This is a genomic window from Pseudomonas sp. GW822-FHT03F08, from assembly GCF_058801265.1.
This window is the reverse complement of record NZ_JBXANC010000018.1, coordinates 1-13,876: the sequence shown is the minus strand read 5'-3', so window position 1 is coordinate 13,876 and position 13,876 is coordinate 1. Positions and strand designations below refer to the sequence as shown.

The 13,876-nt window shown below is 58.7% G+C and carries 14 protein-coding genes; 9 read left to right on the top strand and 5 right to left on the bottom strand.

Going from position 1 to position 13,876, the window contains the following annotated elements:
- Positions 1-159 precede the first annotated feature (159 nt).
- From AC1RME_RS29305 to AC1RME_RS29290, 4 genes are all read right to left on the bottom strand, one after another.
- Complete coding sequence (locus AC1RME_RS29305) at positions 160-951, bottom strand: Crp/Fnr family transcriptional regulator (protein WP_493073039.1); 792 nt, start codon at positions 949-951, stop codon at positions 160-162.
- A 15-nt stretch (positions 952-966) separates the two neighbouring features.
- Positions 967-1,239, bottom strand: coding sequence for a TfoX/Sxy family protein (locus tag AC1RME_RS29300; protein ID WP_003228231.1), 273 nt, complete (start codon positions 1,237-1,239; stop codon positions 967-969).
- A gap of 220 nt (positions 1,240-1,459) precedes the next feature.
- Entirely contained in the window at positions 1,460-1,804 is a 345-nt protein-coding gene (locus AC1RME_RS29295; protein ID WP_096820917.1) for a pentapeptide repeat-containing protein, read from the bottom strand.
- A 91-nt stretch (positions 1,805-1,895) separates the two neighbouring features.
- Positions 1,896-3,452 carry a bifunctional aminoglycoside phosphotransferase/ATP-binding protein gene (locus AC1RME_RS29290; RefSeq protein ID WP_493092107.1) on the bottom strand — a complete coding sequence of 519 codons (1,557 nt, stop codon included), beginning with the start codon at positions 3,450-3,452 and terminating at the stop codon, positions 1,896-1,898.
- Positions 3,453-3,569: 117 nt separating this feature from the next.
- Between AC1RME_RS29290 and mrcB the strand changes: the two genes are divergently transcribed.
- From mrcB to AC1RME_RS29275, 3 genes are read left to right on the top strand one after another with little or no spacing between them, the layout of a single operon-like run.
- Entirely contained in the window at positions 3,570-5,894 is a 2,325-nt protein-coding gene (gene mrcB, locus AC1RME_RS29285; protein ID WP_493092105.1) for a penicillin-binding protein 1B, read from the top strand.
- A gap of 16 nt (positions 5,895-5,910) precedes the next feature.
- A complete protein-coding gene (locus AC1RME_RS29280; RefSeq protein WP_493092103.1) occupies positions 5,911-6,657 on the top strand; it encodes a tetratricopeptide repeat protein in 747 nt (248 codons plus the stop codon).
- On the top strand, positions 6,657-6,992 hold the full coding sequence (locus tag AC1RME_RS29275; protein ID WP_249483681.1) for a YqcC family protein: 336 nt from the start codon (positions 6,657-6,659) through the stop codon (positions 6,990-6,992). The genes AC1RME_RS29280 and AC1RME_RS29275 overlap by 1 nt, the downstream gene beginning before the upstream one ends.
- 18 nt (positions 6,993-7,010) lie before the next feature.
- Here AC1RME_RS29275 and AC1RME_RS29270 read toward each other — a convergent pair whose 3' ends face one another.
- Entirely contained in the window at positions 7,011-7,427 is a 417-nt protein-coding gene (locus tag AC1RME_RS29270; RefSeq protein ID WP_493092101.1) for a DUF4124 domain-containing protein, read from the bottom strand.
- A 400-nt stretch (positions 7,428-7,827) separates the two neighbouring features.
- On the opposite strand from AC1RME_RS29270, the gene AC1RME_RS29265 reads away from it, so the two are divergent.
- The 6 genes from AC1RME_RS29265 (at position 7,828) to msrQ (ending at position 13,816) form a co-directional block, all read left to right on the top strand.
- The gene (locus tag AC1RME_RS29265; protein WP_493092100.1) at positions 7,828-9,552 is read left to right on the top strand and encodes an acetolactate synthase 3 large subunit; all 1,725 of its coding nucleotides are present in this window, start codon (positions 7,828-7,830) and stop codon (positions 9,550-9,552) included.
- Positions 9,553-9,554: 2 nt separating this feature from the next.
- The gene (ilvN, locus tag AC1RME_RS29260) at positions 9,555-10,046 is read left to right on the top strand and encodes an acetolactate synthase small subunit (protein ID WP_003205610.1); all 492 of its coding nucleotides are present in this window, start codon (positions 9,555-9,557) and stop codon (positions 10,044-10,046) included.
- A 48-nt stretch (positions 10,047-10,094) separates the two neighbouring features.
- Positions 10,095-11,111, top strand: coding sequence for a ketol-acid reductoisomerase (gene ilvC, locus AC1RME_RS29255; protein ID WP_003228216.1), 1,017 nt, complete (start codon positions 10,095-10,097; stop codon positions 11,109-11,111).
- A gap of 147 nt (positions 11,112-11,258) precedes the next feature.
- The gene (gene pssA / locus AC1RME_RS29250) at positions 11,259-12,116 is read left to right on the top strand and encodes a CDP-diacylglycerol--serine O-phosphatidyltransferase (RefSeq protein ID WP_096820923.1); all 858 of its coding nucleotides are present in this window, start codon (positions 11,259-11,261) and stop codon (positions 12,114-12,116) included.
- Positions 12,117-12,179: 63 nt separating this feature from the next.
- Positions 12,180-13,193, top strand: a complete 1,014-nt coding sequence (gene msrP / locus AC1RME_RS29245; protein ID WP_493073043.1) for a protein-methionine-sulfoxide reductase catalytic subunit MsrP — start codon at positions 12,180-12,182, stop codon at positions 13,191-13,193.
- A complete protein-coding gene (gene msrQ / locus AC1RME_RS29240; RefSeq protein ID WP_096820925.1) occupies positions 13,193-13,816 on the top strand; it encodes a protein-methionine-sulfoxide reductase heme-binding subunit MsrQ in 624 nt (207 codons plus the stop codon). Before msrP ends, msrQ begins: the two co-directional genes overlap by 1 nt.
- Positions 13,817-13,876: the final 60 nt, after the last annotated feature.

Sequence of the window (13,876 nt, the reverse complement as noted above, 5' to 3'; positions counted from 1 at the left end):
ATAATCTGAGAGTCCGAACCAAGGGCTTTTCAGAATATCGACTGATCTCGCGACCAGTTGTGATAATCATAGCGATTCTCATTAACAAGTCAACGTGTGTTTTTCCATTTCTTCGTTTTTGTTTGGGGAATGGCTGAAAAGTCCTGCAAACACTGGGCTTCAGACTGGACGGTCAAGTGCCGTGAGCTGCTTGTTGAGCTGGTCGATGCGCCGGGCCATGCTTTCGATCAGGCTGTGGGCGATTTTCGGATTGCTGCGGGTCATGCTCAAAAACTGATCGCCTGGAATCAGCATCACCGTGCTCGGCTCGCAGGTAACGACGGTAGCGTTGCGCGGTTCGCCGGTAAATATCGCCATGGCGCCGAAAATCTCGTCCTTGGGCACTTCCCCAACCTTGTGCCCGTCGACGAATGCCTGCGCGTGTCCCTCGATGATCACGAACACGTGATCGGCGGGGTCGCCCTCGCGGATCAACACTTCTCCGGCCTCGACCCGTTTAAAGCCATTGGTACTGCGAAACTCCCGTGGCTTCAGCTCGGCAACTGCATGGGCCAGGAGCGCCATTTGCCCGAGCAGATAATGCAGAAATTGCTCCGAACGTACGGGTTCCGAATGCACATGCTGAAACAAATCGCGTCGACGATAGGGCAGGAGGCTCAGCGGGCCTTCCGAACGCAGGATGCAATCCGTCCAGTCCGGGCTTTGCTGCAGACCGATCAGATCACCTTCCTGCCAATAGAAAAGCGCCCGGCCACCGAACTGGCCGTTGATGATGCCCTCTGTCAATAAAAACAGCTGATCACCCGGCAACTGCGCCTTCAGATCATCCGTGGCCTCCAGTTCCAGCACGGGCCCGCACGGTTCAAGGTCCCGCAGAAATTGACCGGGCAGACTCTGCAAACGGTTGATCATTGCTTCGGCCGGCGCCGATTGTTCCCCGAGCAGATACATGAAGGTGGGTGCCCGTCAGTTCTTGTGGCGAGAGGAAATGGCTTCGAGCTGTTTGTTCAGTGCGTCCTTGCGTTCAGCGGGGATGTCATTCCAGTGCACATCCATCAAGGCGCCTTCGATTGCATACAACAACACCTTCGACGCCCGGAACCCGCGCGTGCGCACGGCCCGATAGGCATCCACGGCGCCCAGGCGACGCAGATCCGAGGCGCTGTGGATGCCCACGGCATGCAGCCATTGCGCCGACGTCTTGCCAAGATTCTTCAGGTGTTGCAGTTCATCATTCATCAAGCCTCCTTGCGACGGCCGAATGGTGCGTGGGCGAGCTTCTCAGGAGTGTAGCCATCAGTAGGAAAAGCGTGGTTGTTTGGTCGGATTCGACGCAAACGCTTCTAAGAAAGGTCAGGTTTTCGCTGATGAATCAGGACGGGGAGGGCGTGGGAAAAGCGCGAATAGCACGCAGTCCAGCGCAAAGCGGGGGCGCTGGACGGGTCAGCCTCTCGGTGGCTTAGCGAGTGCGATAGCGCAGGCGTGTACCGAAGTTCATCGACATCAGGATTTCGTCTGCACTCAGTTCCGGCGGGAAGTAAGCGCCGGAAATCTGCGCGTGGGCCAGGCTCGCACCTTCCAGCGCCGCATTGCGAAAGTCGATGCCACGCAGATCAGCGGAACGGAAGTAGGCGTCCCGGAAATCCACGCCATCGGCGTTCAGTTCACGCAGGTCGAGGCCGCGAAAATCACCGCCGACCATATCGATCGGACCGTCTTTCGGACGTTCTTTGTTGAAACCGGTTATGTCGTCTTTGTGCAGCAAGGCATAAAGCGGGGTATCGAGAAGTTTCGGCTGGCTCATGTCAGATCACCTGTTGGTTTTATGACGCCAGTATAGTGCCACTATTTGACGGCCGTGAAGCGAGCGAGGGCTTCACGGCCGAAATAGTTTCTTACAGACCTGGCAGGCGCTGGCGGATTTGCGCCACGACAGTGTCCAGGGTGCCGGACTCATTGGTCTGCACGCGCTTGCTGCGCAGGATTTCGTCCGGGGTCAACGCTTCACGATTGGCTTGTTGCGCTTCGATCACAGCCAGCGTGGCGTCGGACGGATCCTTTTTGTCTGCCTGACGCAGGGCCAGCCAGCTCTCGATCACCGCTTGTGGCGCGTTGCAGTCGAGGATCAGGAACGGCGCGCCAGTGGCCTCGGCGACCTTGGCTGCGCTGTCACGTTGTTCGCGCTTGAGGTAAGTGGCATCGATCACTACCGGGAAACCGGCGTGCAGGATCACTTCGGCGATTTCATGCAGGCGAGCATAAGTCGCTATGCTGGCGTCGGCGCTGTAAATCCCGGCCTGAACATCATTGGCAACGGTTTGCTCGCCGAACAGACGCTTGCGTTCAACATCGGAACGCAGGCGAATTGCGCCCAGCGCCTCGACCAGACGCATGGCTACGTGGCTTTTGCCTACAGCGGATACGCCGTGGGTGATCGCCATGAAGCGCGAAGGAATGGTGCTGTAGCTTTCCGCCAGGTTGGCGTAGTTGCGGTACTGCCGCAGGGTGGTGGCGCGCTGCACCGGGGTTGCGTCGGCCGGCATGCTGAACAGCGCAACTTTCGCGCGAACCAATGCGCGGTAAGCCTTGTAGAAGTTCAGTACTTCCAGGCCCTGATAGTCGCCGGTCAGCTCCAGGTATTGGCTGATGAAACGACGGGCCAGGGATTTCAGGCCGCGGTCTTCCAGGTCCATCGCGAGGAAGCCGGTGTCGGCCCAGACGTCGGTGAAGCGGAACGGCTCGTTGAATTCGATGCAGTCGAAAATCACCACTTTGCCGTCGATCAGCGTGGCGTTGCCCAGGTGAATGTCACCGTGGCATTCGCGGGTGAAACCTTGTGCCTTGCGCTGGGCGAACAGTGGCTTCAAGCGTTCGAAGCTGCTTTCGGCCCAGGCTTGCAGGGCATCCAGTTGCAGCAGGTCGGCTTTGTCGCTGAGGAATGGCAGGATTTGTTCGAAGTTCTGGCGTACCGGCGCCATCACGCTTTCAGGCGTGCCGGCATCGTGCTCGGCCGGGACTATCGGCGCGCTGAGGTGGAAACGAGCGATCTGCTCGGCCATTTCGTCGATGTGTGTGGTGGTCAGCTCGCCATTGGCTTGCAGGGTGCTCAGCAGGCCGGTCTGCGGGAACTGGCGCATTTTCAGCACGTATTCGATGGCCGGGCCTTCGCCACCCAGTTGCGGGGCTTCGACAGTGCCGGTGACTGGAATCACTTCCAGATACAAATCGTCGGTCAGGCGCTGGTTGAGGCGCAGCTCTTCGCCGCAGAAGTGCTCGCGGGATTCGAGGCTGGTGAAGTCGAGAAAGCCGAAGTTCACCGGCTTCTTCACTTTATAAGCGTAAGGACCAGTGAGCAGGACCCACGAGATATGGGTTTCGATGACCTGAAACCCTTCGACAGGGTGCGCAAACAGGGCCGGGTTTTGCAGGGCGGCGATCAGGGACTGGCTCACAGGCGATCCTTCAGAGACTGGGGAAATTCGAGGTCGCCATTATGGCCGCTCGCCAGCCCGACGCAAACCTCGGAGCGCTCCTGTTGAGTATGAATAAAGTGCGTATAATCCGCCGCCATGACTCGTACTCGATCCCCCCGCACCCCTAAAAAACCACCTTCCCGGGGCCTGCGCCCATGGTTGGGCTGGGCCCTTAAACTCAGTCTGGTCGGCCTTGTGGTGCTGGCTGGCTTCGCCGTTTACCTCGATGCCGTGGTGCAGGAGAAATTCTCCGGCAAGCGCTGGACCATCCCGGCCAAGGTATACGCGCGTCCGCTCGAGCTGTTCGTCGGACAGAAACTGAGCAAGGACGATTTCCTCACCGAACTCGACGGCCTGGGCTATCGCCGCGAGGCCGTGAGCAATGGCCCCGGCGCTGCAGCCGTCAACGGCAATACCGTCGATCTGAACACCCGTGGCTTCCAGTTCTATGAAGGCCTCGAGAAACCGCAGCCGGTGCGCGTGCGTTTCTCCGGTGATTACGTGGCCGAGCTTTCGGCGACGAACGGTTCGAAGTTGTCGGTGGTGCGCCTGGAGCCGCTGATGATCGGCGGGATCTACCCGAAAAACCTTGAAGACCGGATTCTGATCAAGCTCGATCAGGTGCCGCCGTACCTGCTGGAAACCCTGGTCGCTGTGGAAGACCGGGATTACTACAGTCACTGGGGTGTGTCGCCGAAGTCGATTGCCCGGGCGATCTGGGTCAACACCTCTGGCGGCAAGATGACTCAGGGCGGCAGTACGCTGACCCAGCAACTGGTCAAGAACTTCTACCTCACCAACGAACGCAGCCTGACCCGCAAGCTCACCGAAGCGATGATGGCGCTGTTGCTCGAGGTGCATTACGACAAGAAGGAAATTCTTGAGGCCTACCTCAATGAAGTCTTCGTCGGTCAGGACGGTCAGCGTGCGGTACACGGTTTCGGCCTGGCCAGTCAGTTCTTCTTCGGCCAGCCATTGTCCGAGCTGAAACTGCATCAGGTCGCGCTGTTGGTCGGCATGGTCAAGGGCCCTTCCTATTACAACCCGCGTCGCAACCCGGAGCGGGCGCTGGAGCGACGCAACCTGGTGCTCGATGTACTTGAGCAACAAGGTGTCGCCTCTGCCGAGCAGGTGGAAGCCGCGAAAAAAATGCCTCTGGGCGTAACCTCGCGCGGCAAACTGGCCGACAGTTCGTTCCCGGGCTTCATCGATCTGGTCAAACGCCAGTTGCGTGAGGACTACCGCGACGAAGACTTGACCGAGGAAGGTCTGCGGATCTTCACCAGTTTCGACCCGATCCTGCAGATGAAAGCCGAAGCTTCGGTCAATGACACCTTCAAGCGTCTTTCCGGCCGCAAGGGTTCCGATGACGTGGAAGCGGCGATGGTCGTGACCAATCCGGAAACCGGCGAAGTCCAGGCGATGATCGGCAGCCGTCAGGCCAGTTACGCCGGGTTCAACCGGGCACTGGATGCGGTGCGACCGATCGGCTCGCTGGTCAAACCTGCGGTTTATCTGACGGCACTGGAGAAACCGAGCCAGTACACGCTGACCAGTTGGCTGTCGGACGATCCGCTTTCCATCAAGGGCGCGGATGGCCAGGTCTGGAAACCGCAGAACTATGATCGTCGCTCCCACGGTACGGTGTTCCTCTATCAAGGGCTGGCGCACTCCTACAACCTGTCGACCTCGCGTCTCGGGCTGGCGGTGGGTGTTCCGAATGTCCTCAAGACCATCGGGCGTCTGGGCGTAACTCGCGAGTTCCCGGCCTTCCCGTCGATGCTGCTGGGTGCCGGTGGCATGACGCCGATCGAAGTCGCGACCATGTACCAGACCCTCGCCAACGGTGGTTTCAATACGCCGATGCGCGGGATTCGCAGCGTGCTGACCGCCGAGGGCGAGCCGCTCAAGCGTTATCCGTTCCAGATCGAGCAGCGTTTCGATCCGGCCTCGATCTACCTGATCCAGAACGCCATGCAGCGCGTCATGCGTGAAGGTACCGGCAGCTCGGTCTACAACGTGTTGCCCAAGACACTGACACTGGCCGGCAAGACCGGTACCAGTAACGATTCGCGCGACAGCTGGTTCGCCGGCTTCAGTCAGGATCTGCTGGCGGTGGTCTGGCTCGGTCGCGACGATAACGGCAAGACGCCGTTCACCGGTGCTACCGGTGCGTTGCAGGTCTGGACCAGTTTCATGCGCAAGGCCGATCCGCTGCCGCTGGACATGCCGCAGCCGGACAACGTGGTTCAGGCGTGGGTCGATTCGCGTACCGGCCAGGGCTCTGATGCCAACTGTCCGGGCGCCGTGCAGATGCCGTATATTCGCGGCAGCGAACCGCCACCCGGCGCCTCCTGCGCGGGCGAAAGCCCGGCGTCGAGCGAGTCGGTGATGGATTGGGTCAAGGGCTGGATGAATTAAGCGAAGAGGGTTTCAAGTGAACAAGTGGTTGATTCCAGCGGTGACCGCCGTGGCTTTGCTCAGCGGCTGCTCCACCGTACAGCGTGGTTCGATCCCGGTTGTCGATTCGGGCACGGCTGTGTCCAACAGTGAACGCATTTCGGCCAATGGCGGCTTCCGGCAGACGACGGTGAAACGTCCTGTGCAGGGCCAGACTCAGGCTATCCCGCAGGGCGATACCGGTGTGGTGGTGATGGTGCCGGGTGGCGCTGCGACGTCGACGCCGATCAGCAGCTCGCCGATTGTTCCGGGCCCGGCGTCCGGTGGTATCACTGCGGGGCCATACAACCCTTCGCCGGTCGAATCGGCACCGATCAGCTCCGGTAGTTACAGCATGTCTTCGACGCCTAGCGGCATTCCTTCGGCCAGCAGCGGTGGCGGTCTGTCCGCCGACGAGCAACTGGACGGCCCGGTGCTCGCCTTGTTGACCACCGCGCAGCAACAGCAGGCCGGTGGTGATCTGAACGGTGCGTCCTCCAGCCTTGAGCGCGCTCAGCGTGTTGCCCCGCGTGAGCCACAAGTGCTTTACCGTCTGGCGCAGGTGCGCATGGCTCAGGGCGATGCCCCGCAAGCCGAGCAAACCGCCCGCCGCGCGCTGACCATGGCCAACGGTCGTCCGGACTTGCAGGCCAGCCTGTGGGAACTGATTGCCCAGGCTCGCGAAAAACAGGGTGATTCCGCCGGCGCCGCACTGGCCCGTCAGAAGGCCAAGGTTTCGCTGTGATGGACGCGCGTTTCTCGAAAGTTGCCGATCAACTGCTGTTGATCGAGCGCGAACTGCGCGCCCAGGGCTGGTGGGATGACGTCCAGCCTTCGGCTGAAGCCTTGAGCAGTGTCGAGCCGTTCTCGGTCGACACGCTCGATTTCGAGCAGTGGCTGCAATGGATCTTCCTGCCGCGGATGAAGATGATCCTCGAACAGGACCTGCCATTGCCCAATGCCTCGGGCATTCAGGAAATGGCCGAAATGGTCTTTGCCCAACGCAATCTGCAGGGCAAGGATCGGCAGTTGCAGGTATTGCTCAAAGAGTTCGACCTGCTGATCACTGCTTCGCGCTGAACGGCCGACTGCCAGTGATCACTGGCAGTTCTCGGCAATCTGCTTCTGCGTCTCTGCGATACGCTCCTGACGTTGCGTATCGCTCAGCCGCCGCAATTCCCCCTCGGTCTCTTCCCTCAAGCGCGGATTGTTCTGTAACTGCGCCAGGTTCGTGCGTGTCTGTTCGCAGAAGGTCTTGAGCTGAGTCTGTTGCTCGGCGACCTGTTTCCTGACCTTGTCATCGATGGCTTTCTGATCGCCCAACGCGCCGCTGCCGGGCATCGCGGTGGGGCGCGGAGCAGGTGAGGGCTGCGTTTGCACTGTGGTCGCCGTTTGACCTTGTGGCGGCTGCGCATCGAAATGCGTGACACCTTGAGCATCGACCCATTTGTAGATCTGACCGGCCATGCACCAGGTGCTGAGGCCGATCAGCAGGATGACGAGGAGCGTTCGCATGCTGATTCCTTGGCAAAATTGCGCAATTGACGCTAACAGAGTAGCGCTTTTCAGGTTTTTTCTTGCGTTCTCATGTGCTTACCCACAATTAAGCACATTGACGGCTTGACTTGGAGAGGGCGAAACAGAAGAATCCAAAGTCCGCTGTACAGGGACTGCCAGAAGCAGACCCTCTCGGCAGATCATGAGGCGCATATCCGCGTCGACCTGTTACACCCGCAACGCGTTACCTCGCGCTGGGTGGGAAAGGCCCGCAACACTTGGGACGATCCCAATACTTGCTCAGTCAGTGCTGACGTAGTCGGCGACCACCGTCGCTCATGCTCTGCCGAGAAGTAAACCTATTAAGACCCGTTCGCTTTTTTGTGGACGGTATTCTGGCGTTTTAGAGGTGAACAACGTGGAGCTTTTATCTGGCGGTGAGATGCTCGTCCGCTTCTTGCGTGACGAAGGCGTCAAATATATCTACGGGTACCCGGGTGGTGCTCTTCTTCATGTTTACGATGCCCTGTTCAAAGAACCGGAAGTGACCCACATCCTGGTTCGTCACGAACAAGCGGCTACCCATATGGCTGACGGCTACGCCCGTGCCACCGGTAAAGCCGGCGTGGTATTGGTGACTTCCGGTCCAGGCGCCACAAACGCCATCACCGGTATTGCCACGGCCTACATGGACTCGATTCCGATGGTGATCATTTCCGGTCAGGTGCCAAGCACCATGGTCGGCACCGACGCGTTCCAGGAAACCGACATGATCGGTATCTCCCGGCCGATCGTGAAGCACAGCTTCATGATCAAGCACGCGTCCGAAATCCCGGAAGTCATGAAGAAAGCCTTCTATCTGGCGCAATCCGGTCGTCCGGGCCCGGTCGTGGTCGATATCCCGAAAGACATGACCAACCCGGCCGAGAAGTTCGAATACATCTTCCCGAAGAAAGCCAAACTGCGTTCCTACAGCCCGGCCGTTCGCGGTCACTCCGGGCAAATCCGCAAGGCGGCAGAAATGCTCCTGGCGGCCAAGCGTCCCGTGTTGTACTCCGGCGGTGGCGTGATTCTCGGCAACGGCTCCGCGCCGCTGACCGAACTGGCGCAAATGCTCAACCTGCCGGTCACCAATACCTTGATGGGCCTGGGTGGCTACCCTGGCACTGACCGTCAGTTCATCGGCATGCTCGGCATGCACGGCAGTTACACCGCCAACCTGGCGATGCACCATGCCGATGTGATCCTGGCGGTCGGTGCGCGTTTCGACGATCGCGTGATCAACGGCGCGCCGAAGTTCTGCCCGAACGCCAAGATCATTCACATCGACATCGACCCGGCTTCGATTTCCAAAACCATCAAGGCCGACGTGCCAATCGTTGGACCGGTGGAGAGCGTCCTGACCGAAATGGTCGCGATCCTCAAGGAAATCGGCGAAACCCCGAACAAGGAAGCGGTCGCCAGCTGGTGGAAGCAAGTTGACGAGTGGCGCGGTGATCGCGGCCTGTTCCCTTACGACAAGGGCGACGGCAGCAAGATCAAGCCGCAGACCGTGATCGAAACCCTGTGCGAAGTGACCAAGGGCGATGCCTTTGTGACCTCCGACGTGGGCCAGCACCAGATGTTTGCTGCGCAGTACTACAAGTTCAACAAGCCGAACCGCTGGATCAACTCCGGTGGTCTGGGCACGATGGGCTTCGGTCTGCCGGCCGCGATGGGTATCGCCTTGAGCTTCCCTGAGTCTGACGTTGCGTGCGTCACCGGTGAAGGCAGCATCCAGATGAACATCCAGGAGCTGTCGACCTGCCTGCAATACGGTTTGCCGGTCAAGATCGTGATCTTGAACAACGGTGTACTGGGCATGGTTCGTCAGTGGCAAGACATGAGTTACGGCAGCCGTCACTCGCACTCCTACATGGAATCGCTGCCTGATTTCGTCAAGCTGGCCGAGGCCTATGGTCACGTCGGCGTGCGCATCACCGAATCGAAAGATTTGAAGTCAAAGATGGAAGACGCGTTCGCCCTGAAGGATCGCCTGGTGGTGCTCGACATTTCGGTCGACACCAGCGAGCACGTCTACCCGATGCAGATCAAAGACGGCTCCATGCGCGATATGTGGCTGAGCAAGACGGAGCGTACCTAATCATGCGGCACATTATTTCCTTGCTTCTGGAAAACGAACCCGGTGCTTTGTCTCGCGTAGTCGGCCTGTTCTCGCAGCGCAACTACAACATTGAAAGCCTGACCGTGGCGCCAACCGAAGACCCGACCCTGTCGCGTCTGACGCTGACCACTGTCGGCCACGATGAAATCATCGAGCAGATCACCAAAAACCTGAACAAGCTGATCGAAGTGGTCAAGCTGGTGGACCTGTCGGAAAGTGCTCACATCGAGCGCGAACTGATGCTGGTCAAGGTCAAGGCCACTGGCGCCCAGCGCGCCGAGATCAAACGCACCACCGATATTTACCGTGGACAGATCGTCGACGTCAGCGCCAGCGTGTATACCGTTCAACTGACCGGTACCAGCGACAAGCTCGACAGCTTCATTCAGTCCATCGGCACCGCATCGATTCTGGAAACCGTCCGTAGTGGCGTCACCGGTATTGCCCGCGGCGACAAAGTACTCAGCATCTAAACCAAATTAGCGAATGGCCTGAACGGCCTGGATATAAAGGGGAAATTCATGAAAGTTTTCTACGATAAAGACTGCGACCTGTCGATCATCCAGGGCAAGAAAGTTGCCATCATCGGTTACGGCTCTCAGGGCCACGCTCAAGCGTGCAACCTGAAAGACTCCGGTGTCGACGTTACCGTCGGTCTGCGTAAAGGTTCGGCTACCGTTGCCAAGGCTGAAGCCCACGGCCTGAAAGTGACTGACGTTGCTTCCGCCGTTGCTGCTGCCGACCTGGTCATGATCCTGACCCCGGACGAGTTCCAGTCTTCCCTGTACAAGAACGAAATCGAGCCGAACATCAAGAAAGGCGCCACCCTGGCCTTCTCCCACGGCTTCGCGATCCACTACAACCAGGTTGTTCCGCGTGCCGACCTCGACGTGATCATGATCGCGCCGAAAGCCCCGGGCCACACCGTACGTTCCGAGTTCGTGAAAGGCGGCGGTATCCCTGACCTGATCGCGATCTACCAGGACGCCTCGGGCAACGCCAAGAACGTTGCTCTGTCCTACGCCGCCGGTGTTGGTGGCGGTCGTACCGGCATCATCGAAACCACCTTCAAGGACGAGACCGAAACCGACCTGTTCGGCGAACAAGCCGTTCTGTGCGGCGGTACCGTTGAACTGGTAAAAGCCGGTTTCGAAACCCTGGTTGAAGCTGGCTACGCGCCGGAAATGGCCTACTTCGAGTGCCTGCACGAACTGAAACTGATCGTTGACCTCATGTACGAAGGCGGTATCGCCAACATGAACTACTCGATCTCCAACAACGCTGAGTACGGCGAGTACGTGACTGGCCCGGAAGTGATCAACGCCGAGTCCCGTCAGGCCATGCGCAACGCCCTGAAACGTATTCAGGACGGCGAATACGCCAAAATGTTCATCAGCGAAGGCGCAACCGGCTACCCTTCGATGACCGCCAAGCGTCGTAACAACGCCGCTCACGGTATCGAAATCATCGGCGAGCAACTGCGCTCCATGATGCCGTGGATCGGTGCCAACAAGATCGTCGACAAAGCCAAAAACTAAGTCGTCGACCCTTGTATGAAAAAACGCGGCCTCGGCCGCGTTTTTTCGTATGGGCGGGCGGTTCTGGTATAAAGCTGCATCGTTTGTGGCCGAACCGTCGTCCCAGACACCTGTCGAAAATGTCCAATCCGTTGCAAGGTAATGTCCATGAGCGAACGTCCCGAAGAGCCGAACCAGGCTTCAGACGCCGAAAGCCTGCTGCCCATCGATGAGCATGTCGAAGAAGGGCATGACGCAGAAGGTCGTAAAGTCCGGCATCGTGGTATCTATCTTTTGCCGAATCTGTTCACCACTGCGAACCTGTTTGCAGGGTTCTATTCCATCATCAATTCGATGAGTGCCCAGGCTGCGTTGAGCGCCGGGGATTCGGCGAGTGCGAGCAAGTACTTCGCCTTCGCGGCTATCGCGATTTTTGTCGCCATGGTGCTCGATGGTCTCGACGGCCGTGTGGCACGCATGACCAATACCCAAAGTGCATTCGGTGCCGAGTACGACTCGCTGTCGGACATGGTTGCCTTTGGCGTCGCGCCGGCATTGCTGGCATTCGGTTGGGCCTTGGGTGACATGGGCAAGGTCGGCTGGATGGTCGCCTTCATCTATGTGGCTGGCGCAGCGTTGCGTCTGGCGCGCTTCAATACTCAGGTGGGCACCGCAGACAAGCGCTACTTCATCGGTCTGGCCAGTCCGGCAGCTGCCGGTGTGGTCGCGGGGATTGTCTGGGCGTTCAGCGATTACGGGATCCAGGGTTCGAAGATGTCGTTCCTGGTTGCACTGATGGTGGCGGCTGCCGGCATGCTGATGGTCAGCAACATCAAGTACAACAGCTTCAAGGAGCTGGACCTGAAAGGGCGCGTACCATTCGTGGCGATCCTGGCGGTGGTGCTGGTGTTCGCCGTGGTGTTCAGTGATCCTCCGCGTATTCTGCTGTTGGTGTTCCTTGCCTATGCGGCCTCGGGCCCTGTGCAGTACCTGTTGCATCTTCGTCGCCACAAAAACGTCGAGTGATGTAATTTCCCTCATACTCCGCAGTCTATGGGTGCATCTGTCCTCCAAAACTGCGGAGTTGTCATGCTGATCAAAATCCCCAAAGCGTCCGACTGCCACGAGTCGGACGTCACGCCTGAATCCATTTATCTCTCTCGCCGGCAATTGCTCGGAGCAACTGCGGCAGGCTTGGCCGTGAGCAGCTTGCCGCGTTGGGCCAGTGCCGAAGAGGCCGCCCGTTATGCCGATGTCGAGTCTGGCAATGCGCCCGCCTGGTTTACCGAGAAGCAGCCTTCTATTAAATGGGGCGCCGTGAACGTCAAGGATGAGGCGATCACGCCTTATAAGGACGCGACCCACTACAACAACTTCTATGAGTTCGGTACCGACAAGGGGGATCCGGCGGCGAATGCCGGATCGCTGAAGACCGAACCCTGGAGTGTGGTGGTGGACGGGGAGGTGGGGAAACCGGGGCGCTATGCACTGGAAGACTTCATGAAGCCTTATCAGTTGGAGGAGCGCATCTATCGCCTGCGTTGTGTCGAGGCGTGGTCGATGGTCATCCCCTGGATCGGTTTCCCTGTTTCGGCGCTGCTCAAGCAGGTGGAGCCGACGTCCAACGCCAAATACATTCGTTTTGAAACCTTGCAGGATCCGAAGAGCATGCCCGGACAGCGGTCGGGATTTGCCCTGATCGACTGGCCTTATGTAGAAGGCTTGCGTCTGGATGAGGCGATGAATCCATTGGCGATCCTGGCAGTGGGCATGTACGGCCGTGAATTGCCGAATCAGAACGGCGCGCCGTTGCGTCTGGTGGTGCCATGGAAGTATGGCTTCAAGAGTGTCAAATCCATCGTGCGGATCAGTCTGGTCAGTGAGCAGCCAAAGACGACCTGGCAAAGCATTGCAGCGGACGAGTATGGGTTTTATGCCAATGTGAACCCGACGGTTGATCACCCTCGCTGGACTCAGGCTCGGGAACGACGTCTTCCTAATAGTCTGTTCAAGCCGAATGTGCGTGATACGCAGATGTTCAACGGCTACTCGGACGAAGTCGCTTCTTTATATACAGGGCTCGATCTACGGAAGAATTACTGATGCGATATCCGTTCTGGCGTGTGGGCGTTTTTATTGCGGCGGCTATCTGGCCGTTGTGGTGGTTCTATCAGGCCTTTGAGGATCTGCTCGGGCCAGACCCCGGAAAAGTCCTGGTTGATCGACTTGGGCTCGGGACATTGGTATTGCTGTTGATCACTTTGAGCATGACGCCGCTGCAGAAGCTTACGGGGTGGGCAGGGTGGATCGCTGTGCGCCGGCAGTTGGGGCTCTGGTGTTTTGCGTATGTGGTTTTGCATTTATGCAGCTATATGGCGTTCATCCTGGGTTTCGACTGGTCGCAGTTGGGAGTGGAGTTGCGCAAACGCCCGTACATAATTGTCGGTACGCTTGGATTCCTGGGGTTGCTGGCATTGGCGGTGACGTCCAACCGTTATAGCCAGCGCCGTTTGGGCGCGCGCTGGAAGAAGTTGCACCGGCTGGCGTATGTGATTCTCGGGCTTGGATTGCTGCATATGCTGTGGATTGTGCGCGCCGATCTCAAGGAGTGGGCGGTCTATGCCTCTATAGGTGGGCTGCTGCTTGTGCTGCGGCTTCCGCTGGTAGCCCGCCGAATCCCGCGTTTGCCGGGTAAAAGGCAGGTTTTGCAAGAAAAGCGTAATTAAGAGTTGACGGCAGATTCTGGAGGCCTATAATTCGCCCCACTTCCGGCGCAGTCGAAACGG

What these genes read in the sequence shown, in the direction of transcription:
- ilvC (WP_003228216.1), top strand. Translation starts at nt 10,095, where the DNA reads ATGAAAGTTTTCTACGATAAAGACTGCGACCTGTCGATCATCCAGGGC.
- AC1RME_RS29305 (WP_493073039.1), bottom strand. Translation starts at nt 951, where the DNA reads ATGTATCTGCTCGGGGAACAATCGGCGCCGGCCGAAGCAATGATCAAC.
- ilvN (WP_003205610.1), top strand. Translation starts at nt 9,555, where the DNA reads ATGCGGCACATTATTTCCTTGCTTCTGGAAAACGAACCCGGTGCTTTG.
- mrcB (WP_493092105.1), top strand. Translation starts at nt 3,570, where the DNA reads ATGACTCGTACTCGATCCCCCCGCACCCCTAAAAAACCACCTTCCCGG.
- AC1RME_RS29295 (WP_096820917.1), bottom strand. Translation starts at nt 1,804, where the DNA reads ATGAGCCAGCCGAAACTTCTCGATACCCCGCTTTATGCCTTGCTGCAC.
- msrQ (WP_096820925.1), top strand. Translation starts at nt 13,193, where the DNA reads ATGCGATATCCGTTCTGGCGTGTGGGCGTTTTTATTGCGGCGGCTATC.
- AC1RME_RS29275 (WP_249483681.1), top strand. Translation starts at nt 6,657, where the DNA reads ATGGACGCGCGTTTCTCGAAAGTTGCCGATCAACTGCTGTTGATCGAG.
- msrP (WP_493073043.1), top strand. Translation starts at nt 12,180, where the DNA reads ATGCTGATCAAAATCCCCAAAGCGTCCGACTGCCACGAGTCGGACGTC.
- pssA (WP_096820923.1), top strand. Translation starts at nt 11,259, where the DNA reads ATGAGCGAACGTCCCGAAGAGCCGAACCAGGCTTCAGACGCCGAAAGC.
- AC1RME_RS29270 (WP_493092101.1), bottom strand. Translation starts at nt 7,427, where the DNA reads ATGCGAACGCTCCTCGTCATCCTGCTGATCGGCCTCAGCACCTGGTGC.
- AC1RME_RS29300 (WP_003228231.1), bottom strand. Translation starts at nt 1,239, where the DNA reads ATGAATGATGAACTGCAACACCTGAAGAATCTTGGCAAGACGTCGGCG.